Source organism: Rhodopseudomonas boonkerdii (assembly GCF_021184025.1).
In the GTDB taxonomy this organism is placed as follows: domain Bacteria; phylum Pseudomonadota; class Alphaproteobacteria; order Rhizobiales; family Xanthobacteraceae; genus Tardiphaga; species Tardiphaga boonkerdii.
The window spans coordinates 774,464-794,148 of sequence record NZ_CP036537.1 but is presented as its reverse complement, the minus strand read 5'-3'; the positions used below and the strand labels follow the sequence as shown (position 1 = coordinate 794,148).

Here is a 19,685-nt window from a genome sequence, read left to right as displayed (position 1 = left end):
ACGATGAACCAGAAATCCTCCTTTCGTGAAGTCCCTCATTTGGTCTCAGAGGCGATGACGCCGAACAGTCTTGATGCCGGCGCCGATCACCGGCCGGCAGTCCGGCTATTCGCACCTGATGCGAATGCTTCATGGCTCCTTACCGAAACGGATCCCGGTGACGCTGACCGCCTTTATGGGCTCTGCGACGTCGGACACGGCTTCCCCGAACTTGGTTATGTGAGCCTCGCCGAACTTCTTGCCTTCCGGGGGCCGATGGGACTTCGGATCGAACGCGACAACAACTTCGTGGCCGATAAGCCTTTGTCCGAATACGTCACGCAGGCACGCGCGGCTGGCCGGATAACGGTCTAGCTCCAAAAGCACGGGGCGGTGGTGCAAAGCCGCCGCCCCCGCCATCAAAGTCCCAACATTTCAAGCGCCGGATAGCCGCATGACCCTTATTTACTGCATCGGCGACATCCACGGCTGTTTCACCAAGCTCCAGGCTTTGGTCAATCGCTGTATCGACGATGCGGCCGGCAGATCCATGCGCTTCATCTTCCTCGGCGATTATATCGATCGTGGGCCCCAGAGCCGGGAGACGGTCGAATATATCATCGGCCTCCAACGCGCCCGTCCCGATCACGTCATTTGCCTTAAAGGCAATCATGAAGACATGGCGGTCGCCGCCTATGATGACGATGCCTGGTTGGAAAATTGGCTGGCCAATCAAGGCAGGTCCACCCTTCAGAGCTACAACATCTCTTCAGCGCGCGATCTTCCGCCGGCACACATCCGATGGCTTCGGTCGCTGCCAACCTCCACCCAGGACCGCCACCGCTTTTATGTCCATGCCGGCATTCATCCCCATCGTCCGCTCGCCGCCCAGGACGAATTCGACCTCCTCTGGATCAGGGAGCCATTTCTCTCCTCGGCCAAGCAGTTCGAGCTGTACATCGTCCACGGACATTCGCCGCAGCTAGATGGTCACCCCGACATCCGGCCCTATCGGCTTAATATCGATACGGGCGCGGGCCATGGAGGGCCGCTTACGGCTGCTGTCTTCGACGACGAGCACCGTCCCCCCCTCTACTTCATCACCTTCAAGTAGCTACATTCATGAAGATTGGGGTTTAGATCAAGGCTAGCTATAGTTCGGTCATCTCCTCAAGAGATCATCCATTCATCGAGGGATGGACGTTCTCACACCGAATTTTGATCTAGAAACCGAGGCCCATGGGCAGTGCCTCAACATCGTCGCCGGCTGCGACGAGGTCGGGCGCGGGGCGATCGCCGGTCCTGTGGTCGCGGCGGCGGTCATTCTTGATCCCGACCAAATTCCCCCCGGCATCGACGACAGCAAACGCCTGTCGCCATCACGGCGCGCGGCGCTGTTCCTGCAGATTAGGGCAACCTCGTTCATCGGAGTTGGCTTCGCCTCACATCACCGCGTCGATCGGGATAACGTCCTCCAAGCCTCCCTATGGGCTTTGGCCCGAGCCGTTCTCCACCTTCCGATTCAGCCGGATCTCGTCTTGGTCGATGGCCCCATCGATATCCAATGTCCCATTCCAACGCGCGCGGTCGTCCACGGCGATCAGATCAGCCTGTCCGTTGCCGCCGCGTCAATCGTGGCCAAGGTCGTACGTGACCGCTTCATGGAAAATACCAGTCGGATCTACCCGGACTACGGCTTCCAGAAGCATAAGGGATACGGGACCAAGCTTCATCTCCAGAGAATTCAGGAGCTTGGCCACTCCATAATCCACCGACGTTGCGCGAAAACTTAAGCTCCGAGCGTAGGATCTGCCTGACGGACGATGTGCCGGTTAGCGCTCGCTTAGCTAAACAAAATCGCCCAAAACTCCTCGGCTCGGGCCGCATCTATACCCCTCAACCTTCCCGGCAGTCTCACTTCTTCTTGCGCCCTTTTCGTAGGGTCGCAGGCGGCTTTTCGCCTTGCTTCGGCGCCAGCAGCAACTCAGCCACCACGACCTCTAAGGCGGCAGCAAGCCGGTCCAGCGTTTCAACTGTTGGATTTTCGATCCCGCGCTCGATTCGCCCGACGTAAGAGCGATCGACACCGGCGTCCACGGCCAACGCCTCCTGCGAAACGTTACGCTTCACCCGCAGTCGCCTCAGATTCCAAGCTACGAGTGCCGTTGCCTTCATAGGCAGAACAAACGGCTTGGCGGCCCATTAAAACACGCACTATAATGTCCCTATTTAAACAATTCGCTCCAGGCTGGGGCGAAAGATCGGCTCCCGACGGATGAATCCCTAACAGGGCCGTTGAAGCCCAAGGACGCGTACAGGCTGGGGCGGCAAATGACCGACACGACAACAAGCGAAGACACTTGGTTCTATACGCAGGGCGGCGATCGCAAGGGTCCTGTACCCGCTGATAAGCTGCGCGAACTACTCGCAGCCCAAAGGATCGACGGCGAGACCCTGATTTGGCGGCAGGGGCAGTCAGCTTGGCAGCCGCTGCGCACCACCGAGATCGGTGCCCAACTGAGCGACGTTCCGCCGCCTATCGATGCGAGCCACGTGAACGACGGCTGGGTTTGGGCGCTCGCCTTTGCACCGATCGTCTATCTGTTCGTCGAAGTGGCTATTATCAATTACCGGGATAGCCATCCGGCGAACGGAACGTTCTACGAGGCATTTCTAGCCCCGCTCATCTGGCTTATTCCGCTCGTCGCCAACGCGACGCTTTGCCTTGTTGATGCAGAACAGCTCAAGCGCGCCGGTTACAGCTCCGGCTGGATGACATTGTTCGCTCTGCTCTTGGCGCCTGTCTATCTCTTCCTGCGAGCGCAACGCCTGAGACAAACACCGACCTACGGCTTCGTGTGGGTGGCATCGTTCATCGTGTGCATCGTGCTGCGGGTCATGTGACATGCATCCAAGCTCCCAGCCGCAAAACTCACGTCATACTCAGCTGGTCTTGCGATGCCGTGCGGTCGAGCGGCCGGCCTTTTTCGCCGGCCGTTTGCACGCTGCGGGCCGACGTGCGGCCGAGGCCTATTCGACACACTTGAGCGGACGCCGTCCTCTCGAGGAGCGTTTGAACGGCTTAGGCAAAAGGGGAATTCGCATGAAACTGGTTTGGATGGCCGCCGCATGTCTGTTGATCCCAGCGGCTCCGGCCGCCGCATCAAGCAACGACATCGCCAATCTCACCTGCTCGCAGGTTGCCCAATCCGAGATCGCACGACAATCCTGGTCGGCCGATGGAAAGCCATTTGGCGTCCCGTACCGCGAATGGGATGCGCTGACGTTTGACAGCTTGCGCCGACGGGTTTCCGACTGTGCGGCGCAGGCCGGCCAAAATCCCCGAAGCCAGCTCGCCTATCTCCAACGTCTCGAAGGTCTGACAAAGCTACAAAACGCAATGTTTGCCAGCGGCGTCGAGAGTCGCAATATTGCCCCCGCGGCACAGCCATCGCAGGTTACAGCAGTACAACCCCAGCCACGGGAGCAAAACAGCACACCGCAGCCTGCTCAACGGAGCTCTGGAGCCGCGGACACTCGCGCGCCAAACGAGACTGAAGCCACTTTGCTTGCGCAGGTCGAAGCCTACGACACGCAGGACGAGCTACGCACATTTTGTCGCAGCATCTGGGTTTCAAACCGGGACATCGCCATCCGACTGTCGGTCCGCAGTAACTGCGAGAGACGCTTCCAATTGATGAAAGCAGCCGATCAAGAAAACACCGATCGGCGCCAGGAGGAGGAATCTGCAAAGCAGTTGCCCGGCCTCATTCGTGAAATCCAGGAACTTCCCGATAGCGACGAGGCGCGCGAGAGACTACGGACCCTTGCCACAAACAATAACTATCGCCTCCCGACCTTATCCTTCCGCGACCAGAATGCTTATTTCCAGGAGATTCAAAGTCGATTGGGCAAACTAGAATCTGCTCGCGGCAACGCCAAATGCGACCTGCTTCTGTCAAAGCACCGCGTGCCTGCCGAGATCAGAGATGCGGTCGTCCAAGACGGTCTAGGCGGCGTGCCTCTTGCTACCTTCCTTTGTGGCCCAATACTGACTGCAAACAACGTGTCCGTCGCCCTCGGCTCTGGCAGCAGCGCTGAGATCAAGGTCGATGACTACAACCTGACCTTCGCGCGTCGCCGTCTCCTTAGGGATCGGAACATCGACGTCGCCCTCGAATCGCCGATTGTTGGCGGAGTTAGCGCGTTAGTACTGACGGGTGCAACGCAACGAAACCGGCAGATCGCTATCGGCAATCCAAACTTCTTCGTGGTGAACTTTTACTCTCAGTACACCGCACAGGTCGATGCGTACCTGACTCAATCCGGTCGTTGAGGGACAACGACATGCGAGTTACGAATAGATTTCTCCAACATTCCATAGCTGCGTTCCTCCTGCTGATGTCAGCATCATCAGCGCTTGCTGAAGATTCAAAGAGCGATCCTGCAGCGGAGCAATCCTTCCGAAGCTTTCATTCGATAAAGGCGTGGGCGCCGCGAACTCAGCCGATCGATATCGGCGACCGTGCCGTCTGGGAACGACACTTCCCCGCCCGCACCTGCACTTGGCGCAAGCAAGCGATCCAGGCCCCTAACGCCGATATTGCGATCTTCTCCTCATGCCCTGCTTACGTCAGCTCGCGCCGCATCTCTTTCGAATTCCACGGAAAGGCCGGTGACGTTGATCTCTATCTCAAACGCGTCAAAGTGGAGGGGAAGGAGCTCAGCCTTCAAGAATATGAAAACTTCATCGACCATCCCTTCACAAGCTTCGGCTCCTATCAAACACTGCTTCAAACCAATGACCGTATGCGTGTCGTGTCACCAGCCGGAGCACGCGACATAACATCGATTGAAAAATTCCTATCGACAGCCGAGAACGCCGAATATTCGTGCTTCGCAACCGATCAATCGGTATCGACTCGCATCTCAATATTCTGTTTTGTTGATGCGCACGATCCGGAAGATGCAGAGTATGCCGCAAAACATCGGCCCTTCATCATCGATTTGCAGCGAGCCGACGCTACCTGGGCTTTGCGGGCCATCCATATGGAAGAAAGAACCGTCACTGAGCAAAAAACCATGCTTCACTCGTTGTATGAAACAATTGGCTTAGATTATCGATGAACGCTGCTATCGCACATTTGCGCAGCAACTTAGCGAGCAGCACAGACCGATTACTCCATTACCGCTAACCGCAGCTAAAATTAGGCTGCGGTTTCGCATTTCTCATCTTCATCCGAGTAGGGTTGCGGCCATCGGCGCCACTACAGCCACTAGAGCGATATTATTGCTTGCCCACAGATCACGCGCCAGTCGATCCGGCACCTGCTCCTTGAACTTCCCACCTTTGATGTTGGCGACGAAGCCGGCGATTTCGCCAGGATCGAGCCGGGCCTGCGACATTTTCTGAAGCGCCGCGCGCAGTTCGTCCAATTCGACCTCGCTAGTCGTCACTCCAAGATCATGCATTTGAGCCCTGACGCCGCGCATCGCGAGAGCTGCACTGAACGTCGCGGTTGCCGCCGACCCCTTCCATAGAAAGACGTGAATATCGCGGTCTTCCTCGACAACAAACTGCCTGCCGAGATCCAGATCGCGAAACGTCTTTCGTCCGTCCGCAAGCAGCTTGCGCCCGCCAGCGTCCAGATATGGTGGCACGTCGGTCGAGAGGTACACTTTCCTCATTTCAGCGATCAGCCTGTCGTGCGCAGGCTCGCTCGCAGACGATTCGAACCGCGGGACAACGCCTCCCGGGTGCGACGCGACGTGGAGGGTCATCCGCTGCTCGTCGATGTCCTGGACTATCCAGCGGCGACCGGCGAAGACGACTAGCCCCTCCTTATGAACGGGATGAGTAATGGGGAGCGTTCCGAGCGTGCGTCCACCGACGGTCAGACGCCACTCGTCGGCCGACTCGAAGACAGCGAAGAAATTGCGCGACCGCACGATGTTCTCCCCGTTGCGGGCGAGCATAAGCGTGCCATCGGGCGCCTGCTCGAGAAACCCCACATCTTCAGAACCGAGATGACGCAGAAGCATCGCGAACTCCGCGGAGCCGATGCGGGCGAACGGGCCCGGGCCGCAGAGAAGGTCGAACAACGGCTTTGCCTTGATGCCGCCGCGCTCGGTGATCACCGAAAGCAATTGATGGATCAGGGTGGACGCCGTTTCCGGCGAGGCTCCCGCTTCTTCGACGAAGCCTTTCAGCAGAAGCCGCACGACAGCTACGGATCTGACGGTGTTGGGGCGCAGGCGGTCCAGAATGCCCGACTTTCGTTCGATGTCGGGCTCGCGCACGTAGATGCGCAGCACCGCGGGCGTTCCGCGCCGACGCCCGGTCCGCCCAAGCCGCTGTCGCAACGAGGCGAGAGATCGCGGAGACCCGATCTGCGCGACCGATTTGACGGAGCCTATATCGACGCCCAGTTCGAGCGTGGACGTGCACACCGCCGTGGTCGGTAATTTGCCGTCCTTCAGCCTCTCCTCCAATTCTTCCCGGAGTACTTTCGACAGGCTCCCGTGGTGGGGAAAGAACTCGTTCGGGACGTTGCGCTTCTCCGACCGCCGCCTCAGCCGGTCGGCGGCGGACTCGACCGTCCTGCGCGATCCACCGAAGGCGAGATTGTTCGCGCCCCGAAGGTGTTCGAAGATATGGTCGCAAATGAGGTCGAGCGCGATGCGCTTCGGTCCGACCTCCGCCTCCGCGTCGGCCAAAGCCTGTTCTGCGCCTTCGGCGTGATCGGGATCAACCACTTCCGGGGGCTCGACATAGCCACGTATCTGCAACTGCAGCTCGGGCGCGTCAGATGGCGGGTGCAGAACATGGACGCGCTCGGGATCGGAAGGCCGCAGCCACGCCCGCGCCTGCTCGAGATCTCCGATCGTGGCTGACAGACCGATGCGCCGCGCCGGCCGTTTCGAGAGCGCATCTATGCGCCGCAGCAGACTTGCGACGTGGAGTCCGCGCGGTCCCTGAAGAAACGAATGGAGTTCGTCTATCACGATGAAGTCGGCGTCGGCCAGAAGCCGGCCAACGTCGCCGGGACGCCTGACGAACATCGCCTCGATCGACTCGGGCGTGATGAGCGCCACTCCGGCCGGCTTCGCGCGCGCCCGCTTCTTATCCGCCTGCGACGCATCGCCATGCCATTTGACGACCGAAATCTCCATGCTTTCGCACAGCTCTCCGAGCCGTCGGAACTGGTCGTTGATAAGTGCCTTCAGAGGGCTGACATAGAGCACTGAGAAACCCGGCGCGGTGCGCTCTGCAACGGCTGTCAGAACGGGCAGAAACGCCGCTTCCGTTTTTCCCGCTGCCGTCGATGCCGCGATGAGGACATCCCCGTCGCTGCCGAGCACGGCGCCGATGGCTTGCGCCTGCACTTCACGCAGCTCCTCCCACCCCTGGTCCCTAATCCATCGGCGGACCTTGGGATGAAGCCGCTCGTAGGCGCCCTCAGGCCCCGATGCGGAGACTGGTGAGGTCATCGTCGTCTCCGGACCGGGTCTCGATGTCGGGGCGATCAGTCGCGTCCGAGGACTCGTCATGCTCGGCATGCGGGTCGGCCGTGACGCTCACGTCGCCGAGAAGCTGCCGCCAGTCCGTGCCGGGGTTCTGTTCGAGGACGGCCAGCATCTGCACGAACGCCGTCACCGTGGTCCGCGGCGTGCGGAAATACGCTTCGCCGATCCGCTTGTCGCAATGATCCATGAAGGCCGTCAGCGCCTCGTCCGGAACGAGATGCTTGGCGGGGTCGCCGCCGGCGAACACCGTCCGGATGTTCGAGAGAAGTACAAGCAGGTCTTCTGGCGTGAGGCTCTGGAGCTTGATCACCGGGCCGGAGAGATCGACAAGCGCTCCCTGCGCGAACCTGTTCTCGGATAGTCGCGATTGCAACGCCTCGTAGCTGAAGAGCCCGCGGCGGGTGTCGAAGAGAAATTCGAGCGTGCCGCACATCATGAATCCGATGTTCGACGTGTTGCCCTGGAGGGCGTCGTTCACGATGCGCAGTATCTGTTCGAAATTCTGATTCCGCGCCTGCGAGCTCTGGAGTTTATAGAGGTTCACCATCTCATCGAACATGACGACGAGCCCGGCGTATCCCGCGACCTTGGTCAGGCAGGCGAGCGACTTGAGCGCATCGTATACGTTGTCGTCATCGACGATGGTCCGTACGCCGAGGTGTTGGCGCGCTTCCGTCTTGGTGGAGTACTCGCCGCGGAGCCAGCGCAGCGCTGCGATCTTGAGGTTCTCGTCGGCATTTTCGCTGCCGCGCCAGTACGCCTTCAGTACCGTGGCGAAATCGTATCCGCCGACGAACTCCTGGATCGGGGCAAGCCTTTCGTCGATGACGGACTCGACCGGCGTCGAACGTTCGCCCGCCTCCTTCACCGCATCCGTCACCAGCCGCTCGACCACAGCCGAGAGGGCGCCGCCTTCCGGTTTGGTCCGCGTCGCCATATTGCGCACGGCTTCGGAATAGAGCGCGCGTGCCTGTCCGGCGCTGGCATGAATACGTCTGTCGGGAGCGAGATCGGCGTGGACCGTGACGCACTTACGTTCGAGCGCGATAAGGCGCACAAGATTCGCAAAGAAGGTCTTACCGGCGCCGTATTCGCCGATGATGAAGCGCACGGTCGCCCCCCCATCCGCGATACGTTCGATGTCCCGCAACAGTGCGGCAATCTCCGCCGCCCTGCCCACCTGGATGTAGGGCAGACCGATCCGCGGAACGACGCCGGCGCTGAGCGCTTGTATGATCGTGTCACGTTCCCTCGGCTTGATCGCCTTCTGCACCTTGGTCATGCGGTCTCTCTCAGTTCGGCCAAACGTCCCAGAAGATGCGGGACGATCGCGATCTCTTCACCCTCATCGAGCAGGGCCTCGTCGAAGTGGTCGAAACTCCAGTCGTTGATGCGCTCGATCGCACCGTCTGGCAGAAGCTTCATGGCACGCGCGCGCTTCTCGAACTCGGCGCGGGAAGTCGATCCCTTGAGCTCGAGCATCTCGACGAGCTCGGCGTGCGACCGGTCGAGCCCCTCGAAGGCCGACGGTTCCGTCATCGTGGTCGCGGGCTCGGAAGTCTCTACGGACTCTTCTTCGAAAATGTCGGCCAGCAACCGCGACACCTCCGCGGTCTCACGCCTCGTCCGGGCAAGCCTGTCGGCGTCGATCCGAACGCCGGGGACCGGTTGTGGCGCCGGCGGCGGCTGCTCGGAAGGCAGCGGAATGCCGGCAATCCGGTGTTCGCTCGATATAGCGACAGGTCCGTCGGGGATCTCGCTTTCGACACGGTGAAGCCCGAGATAGACCTGTTCCTGAGGCAGATCGAGCGCCTTGTGCAGCTTCTCGAGAAACCTGACCTCCTGGGGATCCACCTTGTCGTTCGCGCCGACGATGGCGACCGCCGCGGCAACGATGGCCTGCCGTTCCGGTTCGCTGTGCTCGGCAAGACGTTTCAACAGCCTCGCCTGCTTGGGCGGACTGTTGAAGGTTATGACGGCAAAGGCGATAAGCCGGGCTTTCTGGACCCCCGAGAGAGCGCTGTCCGCCTTGACCCCCGTTATGACGCGCTGGATCTCCTCGCCGGTGGCTTCGCCATCAGCGGCGGCGGCCAACACCGCCACCTCTACGCGCGCTTTCATCGACCGGTATGGCGCGTCCTGCGGATCCACGGGGCCTCCGCCCGGAGCACCGAACAGAAAGACCTGATCCTCGATCTGCGGGATGCTTCCTCCGTACCGCCGGTCAGGTTCGATGGCGATGTCGAGCCGGTCGAGGATCCTGCCGAGCTGGTCGGCGACGCCGGGCGTGATCTTGCCGGCCTCCGCCACGTCGAAGGCGGCAAGTTCGAGGAGCTTTCCCATCCGGGTGCTGGCCTGGTTGCGCCCGCCCATCATCTCCGTGAGCCGGTCGCCGAAGATTCGAAGCGGCTCGAAGCCGCCCTCCGCGAGCAGGTCCTCCGGCAGCAAAAGCGCTGCCTGCGCCGAGGTACGCGCTTCGGGACGCCGCCCAATGAGGCGACTGAAGCCTTCAAGTTCTTCGGTACATTCCTGCACGAGCTGCCTCAACGGTTCGAGCGACGTTCCGATTTCAAGAGGGTCGGGATACGACCGGTAGGCGCCGTCGATCACCACCTCGAATGCACGACTCGCCGCGCTGTAGGCGATTTCGAGCCTATCGCCCGGCATAACCGGGAAACCACCCGGAAAGTGTCGCGTGAAGCGAATGTGCCAAAGGGCGGCGAACTCGGGAAAGCATCGTACCGCAGGCGTGCGAAGGTAGACGTCCGGGAGAGACAGTATCCACAACAACGAATCCTCCGACAGGAGTGTCGTCGATTGTGAAAGCCGGCGGCCGAGATGCAGCCGCACATCGAGCGGCATTTCGGATCGGTAGGGGCGCTCCGGCGACGGTTCCGGCGGGGCCGGCAGCGCGTCATGGGCCAGGCGCGCCGCATCCAGGAAATGGTCCGAATATTCTCGAAAGGAATCGTTTTCTCCGTAAACCGCCCGGAGCCGCTCCACTTCGGCGATGAGCTCCGCGGCGTCCCCGGTAGCGCCTTCCGCGAACATGCGATGCTCGAGACCGTAGAAATACAGGAACACGTGCCCGATCCCGTACGTCCGATCGCTCCGCCCTCGCGCCATCCAGTCCAAAAAAGCCCGCCTCGAGGCGGCCGGGATATCGGCATATGACGGCCAATACGGCATCGATGTGCCGAGCGTGTCGGGCCTGGCGGCTCGTATCGGAAGCGCGGGATCGACGGTGTACTGATCGATGGTGCGGCCTGCGAACCGTAGGCCCGTGCCCAGATAGAACATTCCGCCGGAAATCACCGCCCCCTGAATATCGACGGTCTCGTTCTGGGCTACCCACCGCACATTGCGCCGGGGCTCATCCTTATGTCGGGCCGTACGAGCCTCTGAAGCCACGAAACCCATCGGCGGCTCCGCCCGCACGGCTGCATCGAGCCTTTCGTTGGAGACATCGCCGTCGCGCTTGCGGCCCCCCAGCTTGGATACGAAATATCCCGCGATGAGGAGAAGGCCCGAGACCGTCACGGTGACCTTTATTTCCGCCAAATGATCGAGCACGAACTGGTAGGCCGCGTTCAGCGCCGCGAAGACCAATCCGATCACGATGAGCAGGCCCATCCCCGCCGAAGAGCCGCCCTTTCTTCTCCCCATAGCCTGTCCTGTTTGGAACGCGATGCCGGTCGCAGCCGAGTTCGGCCTGCGACGTCGTGATGCCTTAAAGGCAACCTCCCATGTGATGGATTTGCGGGCAATAGCCGGCGGGGCCGGCCTAAAGGTCTTGAAGACAGACCATAGACCTATGGTCGATAGGCTAAGTTTTTTTCAGGACGCGAACAATAGCTGCGCGGTGCATCTACGCTTTCCGTTTCCGCGTGTCATCGGGGAGCGGGAACGCAGGATCGAGCTCTCCTATCTTCAGCCGGGCTTGGGAGCACTTTCATGCTTCGTTCTACAGATGACAAACACACGGGCGGATTGTCCAATAAGGCCCAGATTGGATGAAGGGCTTGAGGGCTCGGTTAAGCATGAATTTCCAGTATGGTATCGAAGATTGCGATGTAGCGCACAAAGAACGGCTCCGCGAGTATCGAGAGAAACGCGTCGAATGGCTTCATCTGCTCACCGGCGATCCTGATCACGCCGTCTGGAGGCAGATTACAGCGATGCTCTGGAACGACGCAGTTTTCCGAGTAGCCAATGAATCCCGGCGACTGTCACGATTGGGCGGCTACAAGTCGTCAGCGCGCAATTGGTCCATATCCCAGTTCATGGATCAAGGTTTCGTCGCGGTGCAGACCTTGTCAATCCGCAAGCTCATGGAGAAGGCAGCGTCGAAGTCAGCAAGGCAGATCGTCTCACTGCGTCGAGTACTCGACGATATCAGGGTGCATCGACATATGATCACGCGCGAGAACTATGTTGCCCATGACGGCCTCCCATACGATCCGGAACCGGGCGAACGCGCCCACATGGAGAGCATCATCAAACGGGGCGGCACCCGCCCCCATACGCAGCGGTTGGCGACCTCAGGACCACAAGCGTGGTCAGCCTCGCAAATGGTCCACGAACGGTTCGACAAATTGTCCGGCGTCCACTGCGATCGGCGGTCGCGGAGTGATGTCATCTCTGATGATGTCTTCGACAAGATAGAGGCCATGCTGACGAAAAGCGGATGGCAAGACATTGCCGAGTTCGGCAACAAGTTCATTGCTCACGCTGCCGACGAGCATTCGCGCAGTACTTTGTTGGACGGTCAGAACGGCTTCTCTCTCGACAAGCTCGCGCGCTGCCATGAGGGCATTTGCCGGGCCGCGGCTGCGATATGCGGTCCAATCCTGTGGGAGGGGTCAAGCGGCCTCCTTCCGATTCCGCAATTCAATCAGTTCGACAATCTGGAGGCGGCGTGGCTGCTGCCTCAGGATATCGAGACGCTCTCTGCATTCTGGGATGCGCATGTCGAAACAGTTGAATCGTGGACTGAGGGAGACCCGCTAGAAGACCGGAAGCTATAAAGCCCACACAAGTCAGGGATCACGTCGCCCGGAGACGATCGCAATAATATTCACGACGGATGCTGTTGCTTCCAGGCTGATCGCCGCATCTCGGAAAGCAGCGGTTCGCTTGTGCGTCGTGTGATTGGCGAGATCGAGGGCCGAGCGCGCGTGCTTTCGGAGCTCCTCGACCGCGCCGCCTGCAAGCTCGACGGCGATATACGCCTCTATCATCCTCTTGAAGTCTGAAGGACCAACGACCTTGCCGTCGAGGATCGGGTGTCGCGCAGCCACGAAGACTTCCTTGGCTAAGGAAAGAAGGGCCTCACGGCACACCAGTCCTACGCTCTGATATTCAACCTCCGTCTTGGCGGTTTCCAGCGTCTTGCGCGCAATGCCGATCTGCTGGTCCACAAGACTCCAGCCCGTAGGAGAAACGACAGAGGGCGCCCGTCCGGAGCGCAGCCGAGCAGCAAGGGGATCGATCAACTCGGCAATGAATTGGCGGCGTGACTGATAGCTTGGAAGGTCGCCGCTGCTCCAACGCCCATACCACTGCCAAAGATCGGAAAACGGAACTGGGTTCTCTATGCCCTGAGCGGCGAGTTGGTCGCTCAGCTCCCCGAAGAGCGTGCGGTACTCCGCGTCGACCTGCTGAATTCTTGGCCCACCGGTCGCGACGCCGATCAAAATGTCGCGGATACGATCCAGCGCGGCGAGAATGGGCACATTGCGTGGCGCGGCCGAGAGATAGGTTTTCTCGTAGTGCTTGATTCCCGTGGCCGTCAGTTTCGCGTCGAAGACCATTCCATCCGGCGCGCGTTGCGTGCTGTGCGTGATCAAGCCATCGCGTCGTAGGTCATCCACGATCGCATCGAACAGTTCGTTCTTGTCTGGAACGGTCACTTTTGCGGTGGCATTCGCGTCATCGACCGCGACGTCGAAAGGGCGTGGCTGCCGCTCATACAGGTTTGCTAGAATAGCTTGCTTCCAGAGTTCAGATACCTCGCGCTCATTCATGGATGTTCGCCGATCATCTCTCAGGCCAATAGAGATCTCATATCAGATGATCTCGGGCTTTAGGCGTCCGCTGACGGGCATGAGAACACCCCACGGGTAAGGCGGATTGGCTTCTCTTTGGTACTGATACACGATCAATTCGGGAAGGTTGCGCTTGTCGTAAAGGCATCCGAAGCGGAAAACGACGCTGTTCTGGGCTGCCAGGAAAAGATGGATACGGCGAATGCCCAGGTTACCTAGGCGGATCGCCGTTTCGAGAAACTGCTGACCCAGTGCTCGCTGCTTGTCTTCGGACCAATGGCTGTCCGGAAGACCACCGTCCAGGGACAAGGATATCTGTGCAATGCCGTCAAGCTTCTTGCCGACGCCGATCGCATCAACCTGATACGACACGGAAACAAGCAGAGCGACTTCTTCAGCGCCAGCCGCGACCTTATCGATTCCATCAATGGCAAAACGCTTTTGGTCGTCTGCCGCATCCAAAGGACGCCATTTTTGCTGATGGCGGTCCCAATCGAAGATGATTGTCGATGCCTCGTCGTCGATCAGCACCCCCGTCAGAAACGTCAATGGCACCGGCGCCAAACCGCCATAGATGCGCTGCAGGTCGCTTCGATCCAGACCCGCTTCGCGCCTTGCCAGGTCGACGGGAAGGGAAACGAGTTTGTCGACGGCTGCCTGTGGACTCACGATTTGGCCGTCGACCACACCTTGGCGCAGATCAAGGATCACGGGATCGCGATGGCCTTCGAGGTTCGCCGGCACGGCGTCGGTAAGCGCCTTGCCCACGCCGTCACGGAGACCGCGCGCTTCGACGACAATGACCTTCTTGCGAGATAGCCGTCGTTGTTCCGCTCGGTAGCGGACGATCTCCCAGATCAACCCCACGAGAATAAGGATTCCGCCGAGGAGAGCCACGCCACCAACTACAAGGCCAGGCGCTCCTTCGCCGGTATTGAGGTTGAACGCGAGCTTGTCGCCCTGGAAGGGTATCGAGACATCGAGCACCCAGCTAACGCTTAGCGCTATGGTCAGGCATGTGAGTCCGATGCGCATCACTTGGAGCGCTGGCGACCGGCGTCGAAAGATCCAATCGATAAAAGTTCTGAATGCGTGTCGTAGAAGTTCGGACATCCCCTCACGGCCTCACTGAATATTAACGATGAACTGGCCGCTCCTTGCCGCCAGAAGGCCGTTTTTGACGATGAAGCACTCGATGCTGTGGGTGCCCGAATAGCTTGTCGATTCGTCCCGCGTCAGCTTTCCAACCGACACGAGCCCCTCATCGAAGCCGCCGCGAAGCCCGTTTGCATTCGTTGCCTCTCGCCCGGTGTTCACCACCTGCCAGTAGACTTTGTACGGCTTGGGCACGTTCGTTTCCGCCTCGAAACGCAAGCTGCAGTGCTTTGGCAGAGGGCTTCCGTCACTGACGAACTCCTCGGGCCGGAAGCCGTTGCGTTGCATCGTCGCGCGCTCAATGTCGACGGACCCCTGTTCGAGGATAGTCCATGGCGCCGCTCGCTTGTGCGACGGATTCAGGATCCGTCCGACAGCACGGGCACCTCCCACGATGCGGCCGAGAAGCCCCTTTGCATTCCCTCCCGCGCGCCGGGCATTCGCCGCTTCAATCAATTGCCTGCCAAGGCGAGGCTCGAGTGCGGCCGTGGCTGCGTCTCTCGTGGCAGCGATCGCCGCGTTGGTGAAGTCAGCTTGAGCCTGATTCAGCCACTCATAGAACGCCTTTTGGCGTTCGGGATGGCTCTGCCACCGATCAGCGAAATTCTCGGCCGGGTCCGTCGGGTTCCCGATCCAGGCGACGCCGTTCCGATACTCGATGAAATTCGCCATGCCCCGGAGAATGCTGAAGAGAGCAGCCGAAATGGTGGGTTCTTGCTGATAGGCACGCGCCGACAACGTCGTCAGAATGATCGAAATCGGCTTTTCATCGCCTCTGCCGACAAACATTCGGTCGCGATGATGCTTGAGGATCTGGATCGCGTTCTGGAGCGGCGTGCGCACTCTGTATTCGGGAATATCCTCGACGCTGGCACGGGCCTCAAGCGCAAGAGCGCGCCGACGCGCTTCGAAGATCAGCGCCATACGCGAGCGAAACCAGTTGCAGAAACCCTTAGGGTTGCTGTGCGGCCAGTCATCCGCAATCTCGCGATACGCATAATGGTCTTGGTCGGTGATCGCGATCGCCGTTTCGGACCATTGCGTCGAGTAGCCACGATTCTCAAGAAGCAGCCGTTGACGTGGGCCGTCCGGGATTGCCGGCAAGGTATCGAGATGGAACTGGGCACCGTCGGCATAGGCCAACGTCCAGCACCGCCGCCCCTCCGTCGGGCACTGCATTCCATGAGCGTCCGCGTAAGCGGCAATTTCCTTGCCGAGCGCAGCTTTCAATTGCGCTTGGCTGAGATGGGATTTTGACACCGAAAGCTCGCACACGAGATCGATGTCGTAATCCTCATCCTCGTCTAAAGGCCGGATTGCCGTGCCGAGGCGAAACGATCCTTGAACGTAGACCTGAGGGTCGGCGAGCCGCAGACTGGAGGCTTCACGATGGAGCCAGTCCCCTACCGACTTGTAGCTACGCTCTGCCGCCTCATATCGAGAAGGTGGAACCTGCAAGGACTCCGCCAGATCTTCGAGCAGTTCCTCTGCTTGCTTTGACATGAGAACGGGCGCGTTCATTGGGTCAGCCTTTGATGTTGCGGGGATCGTTGCCGTGCGAGTCCGACTGCCCGATCCGCCCATCCCGATTGTGGATCTTCAGCTCGGTATCGGCATTGCGGCTGATCTCGCGGCCGCGATCGACAGCATCCTGCTTGTTATCGAAGTGACCGCTCGACCGGCCGCTACCGCCTCGGCGCACATCCCATCCGCCATCCGGATTCGGAACGATATGATGGGTCCCGCCCGTATTCTTTCCTTTGGACATCACATTCTCCTTGTCTCGCAAAACAGGGAATCGAAGTTCGCGATTGCGAACTCGACGGAAGATGGGGTTGCGTGTGGCGTCTGTCAAGCATAGAAAGTGACGTGATAGCGAACTTTACCCCGCAGAGGAGGCCATTGATGTCAACCCCCTTAGGCGAACGGGTGCGGGAAGCTCGACTGGCAAAGGGGCTCACGCTTGAAGCGCTTGCCGAAAAGGTTGAGTCCAGCAAGAGTTACATGTGGCAGATCGAGAATAAGGACGTTGCCCGGCCGTCCGCCGAAAAACTCCAGCAGATTGCGAAAGTCTTGGATACGACAGTCGAATATTTGCTTGCCGTGGAGACGGTGACCCAAGAGGACGCAACCGATACAGCGTTCTTTCGGAAGTATCAGCGCATGAATCCACGAAGCAAGGAGCGCCTGCGCGAGATGCTGAAGATCCTCGACGATGAGAACGATTGATGCATTTCTCGAAGCGGCCCAAAAAGGCAGCGAACGACTTTTCCGTCCTGCTGCGAACGGTTCTTGGTGAAGACCGCTTCCCTGTGGACGTCAAAGCCCTTGCCATGGAGGTTTCTAAGAACTTCGAAGATCCCATCAGCCGGATCGAGGGGATCGAAATCGACGGGTTCGAGGGCATGCTGCGCGCCAGCCGGAAGAAGCCGGCGTGGCGAATCTTCTTCAATACGACGACGCGATATCCAGGCCGGCAACGCTTCACTTTGGCGCACGAGTTCGGGCACTACGTCATGCACCGTCGGCCATTGACCGTTGCCGACTACGCGAACGGAGCGAGCCCGACAGGCCTGGACTTCGAATGCTCGCCTTTGCAGAGCAACAAGTGGAAGGAGGCAGACAGAGAGCGCGAGGAAGAAGCAGACACCTTTGCGTCGTTTCTGCTGATGCCGATCGACGATTACCGCCAGCAAGTGAGCGGCAGGGAGATCACCCGGTCGCTTTTGAATCATGTCACCAATCGCTACGGCGTTTCTCTGCTGGCCGCCGTGCGCAAATGGATCGACTTCACAGAACAGCGGGCGGCGATGGTTGTCGCTCGTGACGGGTTTGCTCTTTGGGGACGAGCCAGCGAACGAGCCCTTAGATCGGGGATATTCATTACAAGCGGAATGGAAATTCCAACGCTATCGATCGCTGCCCGCGGACCAGATGCTCAGAGGGGGAATGCCGAGACCCCGATTTCCCTGGAAGCAAATGTCTGGGGATTCCAACGTAGTAGCGAGCCCGTCCGTGAGTTGACGATATTTTCGCAGCGGCTGGGCCTGTCGATTTCTCTTCTGCTGTTCGATGGCGCGCCAGCCACGCCAGAACCTGATGAGGCTTTGGAGGCCGACACGTATGACGTGCTGACTGGCATCGTTACGCGACAGAACGCTGGACAGGTCGGCTAAACACTTAGGTTGCTTACCGCTTCGCTTGCAGGAGCCTTTGTCCGTCGCCACGAGATTTTGGAGCAGAACCTCAAATCGAGGTGTCGCTGAATGTCTCTGGTACTAGAGCTGGAGGGCCGATGGCGCCCAAGAAAGGAATCAGCACATTGCTCTAGACTAACTAACGTCTAAGCTTGGAAGTTTTAGAAGTTCTCGCTTCAAAGCATCCGTTGGGAATTCACCGTAAGTATCAGCAACGGTCTTTCGCCCATGCCCAGTCATCGCGTTAAGGATGTCAACGGCGAGACCGTATCGGCGACCAAGGGTCTTTAACCGATGTCGCCATGAATGATTAGGCGAGATGCGCTTATCGGTGATCCCAAGCGACCGAATCCATTTGCTAATCACTTTCGTACCGGTGCCGCCGCGAGAGCCAAATCGATCGGGACTCAAATCATTGAATAGCGGTCCCGTAGGTTTTCGCCCCGCGAACTTCAGGAACCCCTCAGCTTCGAGTGCAGGATGGATCGGCACAATTCGTTCTGAGTTCGCATTCTTGAGCGACCCGGCTTCAGCTGCGAAGGCAATGCACCAGACGCCTCCAATTTCTTTGACGTCCTCGCTTCGGAGCTGGCAAATTTCCGCGATCCGTGCACCGGTGTAAGCACTGACCCAAGGCGCCCAGCGGAGATGGCTGTTCGTCTCGTTGCGGGCCTTCGATAGAATAAGAACGGCCTCTTCTTCGGAATAGCCACGTCGGCGTTCAGACGCAGTTGCTTTCAAATCTATCGTAACGCGAGCCCCGGGATTGGTTTCAAGCTTTCGATTGTCAGCCGCCCACTGAAAGATCGCACGAACAGGGGCCAGCTTGCCGTCCCGGATCGTTTTTGCAGCCAGCCCTTTGCCGAGCAAATCTGCTTTCCATTCAACAAAGTTTCCGGCTGTCACGCGACCCGCGTCATCGTGGCCAACAAACGCACGGAATTCGCTTAAAACTCGCTTCCAGACATACTCGGTCTTTTGGTTTGGCTTCTTCTCTAGCTTCCAGCCATTTAGAATGGTGTCGAAGGACAGCGGCATTGCAGCGGGCAGAGACGGCCGCTCCATGGGCCTTTGACGCTCATGGCTGGCGTCAACCTTCCCAAGAAGGAGGGCCTGATGCTGCTGGATCAGTTTCTGCATCTCGAGCGTAAAGGCTCTAGCCAAGCGCTCTCGATCGTCTTCGGGCGGCGCTAGACCCCGCCCCTGCAAATGCTGATCAATGAGGGCATAGCACGTGTTCCGATGCTTGATGCGGCGCTGATCTGCCGACGGTAAGGCCTCGCGAACATCGGTGTAAAGTTCGCCGCGCCCCAGATGGGAAGTCCAGAGAGTTGCTCCCACATCAAGATCCCAATCAAGCGCCTGATAGGGATCAAGATCTAACTGTCACCGTACGGCGTCGGCAGCCAAAGCAGCCTCCCGGGCTATCTCATCTGCGGAAAGCGAGCGGCGGCTTTTTCGGAGGTTTGACCAGCGCTCTTCGATCTCCGCAAGTTTCAAGACGTGAAGGCGCTTCGCCTCGACCGGATCGCGGGTACCCAGACTAGACCGCTCCTCGCGTTTACCGACAAGCTCACGGAGATCGTCCGGCACACGCCGCCGGAACCAGTAGTAGCCGCTGTCTGGATGCTTCCAAGGACGAGACATTGATAGAGCCATGTGTACCACCCGTGTGTAACAATCGGGCGGCAGAAAGCATAACACTTTCAATGGCCTATTGATTTCATCGTGGTTTTCGGCTGACTGGCGGAGAGGGGGATCCTCCGCCCCAAATTCGGGG

19 protein-coding genes are annotated in these 19,685 nt (G+C 59.4%); 9 read left to right on the top strand and 10 right to left on the bottom strand.

Annotated elements, in window-relative coordinates; genetic code table 11:
- Nucleotides 1-3 precede the first annotated feature (3 nt).
- The 3 genes from E0H22_RS03735 to rnhB all read left to right on the top strand — a co-directional run bounded on the left by E0H22_RS03735 (nt 4) and on the right by rnhB (nt 1,772).
- Nucleotides 4-354, top strand: coding sequence for a DUF2958 domain-containing protein (locus E0H22_RS03735; RefSeq protein WP_233024402.1), 351 nt, complete (start codon nt 4-6; stop codon nt 352-354).
- Nucleotides 355-433: 79 nt separating this feature from the next.
- Nucleotides 434-1,093 carry a metallophosphoesterase family protein gene (locus E0H22_RS03730; protein WP_233024401.1) on the top strand — a complete coding sequence of 220 codons (660 nt, stop codon included), beginning with the start codon at nt 434-436 and terminating at the stop codon, nt 1,091-1,093.
- A gap of 82 nt (nt 1,094-1,175) precedes the next feature.
- A complete protein-coding gene (rnhB, locus tag E0H22_RS03725) occupies nt 1,176-1,772 on the top strand; it encodes a ribonuclease HII (RefSeq protein WP_233024400.1) in 597 nt (198 codons plus the stop codon).
- Nucleotides 1,773-1,893: 121 nt separating this feature from the next.
- On the opposite strand, the gene E0H22_RS03720 is transcribed toward rnhB, so the two are convergent.
- Nucleotides 1,894-2,154, bottom strand: coding sequence for a helix-turn-helix domain-containing protein (locus tag E0H22_RS03720; protein ID WP_233024399.1), 261 nt, complete (start codon nt 2,152-2,154; stop codon nt 1,894-1,896).
- 156 nt (nt 2,155-2,310) lie between these two features.
- Here E0H22_RS03720 and E0H22_RS03715 point away from each other — a divergent pair, with 156 nt between their 5' ends.
- The 3 genes from E0H22_RS03715 to E0H22_RS03705 all read left to right on the top strand — a co-directional run bounded on the left by E0H22_RS03715 (nt 2,311) and on the right by E0H22_RS03705 (nt 5,106).
- Nucleotides 2,311-2,883: a DUF4339 domain-containing protein gene (locus E0H22_RS03715; RefSeq protein WP_233024398.1), complete on the top strand. Its 573-nt coding sequence runs from the start codon at nt 2,311-2,313 to the stop codon at nt 2,881-2,883.
- 199 nt (nt 2,884-3,082) lie between these two features.
- Nucleotides 3,083-4,315 (top strand): hypothetical protein, encoded by a 1,233-nt coding sequence (locus E0H22_RS03710; protein ID WP_233024397.1) that lies wholly within the window; start codon nt 3,083-3,085, stop codon nt 4,313-4,315.
- An 11-nt stretch (nt 4,316-4,326) separates the two neighbouring features.
- Nucleotides 4,327-5,106: a hypothetical protein gene (locus tag E0H22_RS03705; RefSeq protein WP_233024396.1), complete on the top strand. Its 780-nt coding sequence runs from the start codon at nt 4,327-4,329 to the stop codon at nt 5,104-5,106.
- A gap of 108 nt (nt 5,107-5,214) precedes the next feature.
- Here the strand turns inward: E0H22_RS03705 and E0H22_RS03700 are convergent, their stop codons facing one another.
- From E0H22_RS03700 to E0H22_RS03690, 3 genes are read right to left on the bottom strand one after another with little or no spacing between them, the layout of a single operon-like run.
- Nucleotides 5,215-7,470, bottom strand: a complete 2,256-nt coding sequence (locus tag E0H22_RS03700) for a DEAD/DEAH box helicase (RefSeq protein ID WP_233024395.1) — start codon at nt 7,468-7,470, stop codon at nt 5,215-5,217.
- Nucleotides 7,439-8,788 (bottom strand): ATP-binding protein, encoded by a 1,350-nt coding sequence (locus tag E0H22_RS03695; protein ID WP_233024394.1) that lies wholly within the window; start codon nt 8,786-8,788, stop codon nt 7,439-7,441. Before E0H22_RS03695 ends, E0H22_RS03700 begins: the two co-directional genes overlap by 32 nt.
- Nucleotides 8,785-11,172: a tellurite resistance TerB family protein gene (locus E0H22_RS03690; protein ID WP_233024393.1), complete on the bottom strand. Its 2,388-nt coding sequence runs from the start codon at nt 11,170-11,172 to the stop codon at nt 8,785-8,787. The genes E0H22_RS03695 and E0H22_RS03690 overlap by 4 nt, the downstream gene beginning before the upstream one ends.
- A gap of 374 nt (nt 11,173-11,546) precedes the next feature.
- Between E0H22_RS03690 and E0H22_RS03685 the strand changes: the two genes are divergently transcribed.
- The gene (locus E0H22_RS03685; RefSeq protein WP_233024392.1) at nt 11,547-12,533 is read left to right on the top strand and encodes a hypothetical protein; all 987 of its coding nucleotides are present in this window, start codon (nt 11,547-11,549) and stop codon (nt 12,531-12,533) included.
- 12 nt (nt 12,534-12,545) lie between these two features.
- On the opposite strand, the gene E0H22_RS03680 is transcribed toward E0H22_RS03685, so the two are convergent.
- Genes E0H22_RS03680 through E0H22_RS03665 form a run of 4 tightly spaced genes read right to left on the bottom strand, consistent with a single transcriptional unit; the run spans nt 12,546 to nt 16,476 of the window.
- On the bottom strand, nt 12,546-13,532 hold the full coding sequence (locus E0H22_RS03680) for a hypothetical protein (protein WP_233024391.1): 987 nt from the start codon (nt 13,530-13,532) through the stop codon (nt 12,546-12,548).
- A 42-nt stretch (nt 13,533-13,574) separates the two neighbouring features.
- Nucleotides 13,575-14,666: an SAVED domain-containing protein gene (locus E0H22_RS03675; RefSeq protein ID WP_233024390.1), complete on the bottom strand. Its 1,092-nt coding sequence runs from the start codon at nt 14,664-14,666 to the stop codon at nt 13,575-13,577.
- Between the two features lie 12 nt (nt 14,667-14,678).
- Nucleotides 14,679-16,229 (bottom strand): nucleotidyltransferase, encoded by a 1,551-nt coding sequence (locus E0H22_RS03670; RefSeq protein ID WP_233024389.1) that lies wholly within the window; start codon nt 16,227-16,229, stop codon nt 14,679-14,681.
- Between the two features lie 4 nt (nt 16,230-16,233).
- Nucleotides 16,234-16,476 carry a DUF2188 domain-containing protein gene (locus tag E0H22_RS03665; RefSeq protein ID WP_233024388.1) on the bottom strand — a complete coding sequence of 81 codons (243 nt, stop codon included), beginning with the start codon at nt 16,474-16,476 and terminating at the stop codon, nt 16,234-16,236.
- Nucleotides 16,477-16,613: 137 nt separating this feature from the next.
- On the opposite strand from E0H22_RS03665, the gene E0H22_RS03660 reads away from it, so the two are divergent.
- Both E0H22_RS03660 and E0H22_RS03655 read left to right on the top strand, forming a co-directional pair.
- A complete protein-coding gene (locus tag E0H22_RS03660; RefSeq protein ID WP_233024387.1) occupies nt 16,614-16,937 on the top strand; it encodes a helix-turn-helix domain-containing protein in 324 nt (107 codons plus the stop codon).
- Nucleotides 16,937-17,884: an ImmA/IrrE family metallo-endopeptidase gene (locus E0H22_RS03655; RefSeq protein WP_233024386.1), complete on the top strand. Its 948-nt coding sequence runs from the start codon at nt 16,937-16,939 to the stop codon at nt 17,882-17,884. Before E0H22_RS03660 ends, E0H22_RS03655 begins: the two co-directional genes overlap by 1 nt.
- 156 nt (nt 17,885-18,040) lie before the next feature.
- Here E0H22_RS03655 and E0H22_RS03650 read toward each other — a convergent pair whose 3' ends face one another.
- Together E0H22_RS03650 and E0H22_RS26015 are read right to left on the bottom strand one after the other, a co-directional pair.
- Nucleotides 18,041-19,246 (bottom strand): site-specific integrase, encoded by a 1,206-nt coding sequence (locus E0H22_RS03650; RefSeq protein WP_233024385.1) that lies wholly within the window; start codon nt 19,244-19,246, stop codon nt 18,041-18,043.
- Nucleotides 19,247-19,291: 45 nt separating this feature from the next.
- A complete protein-coding gene (locus E0H22_RS26015) occupies nt 19,292-19,552 on the bottom strand; it encodes a DUF6538 domain-containing protein (protein WP_430715260.1) in 261 nt (86 codons plus the stop codon).
- Between the last annotated feature and the right edge of the window lie 133 nt (nt 19,553-19,685).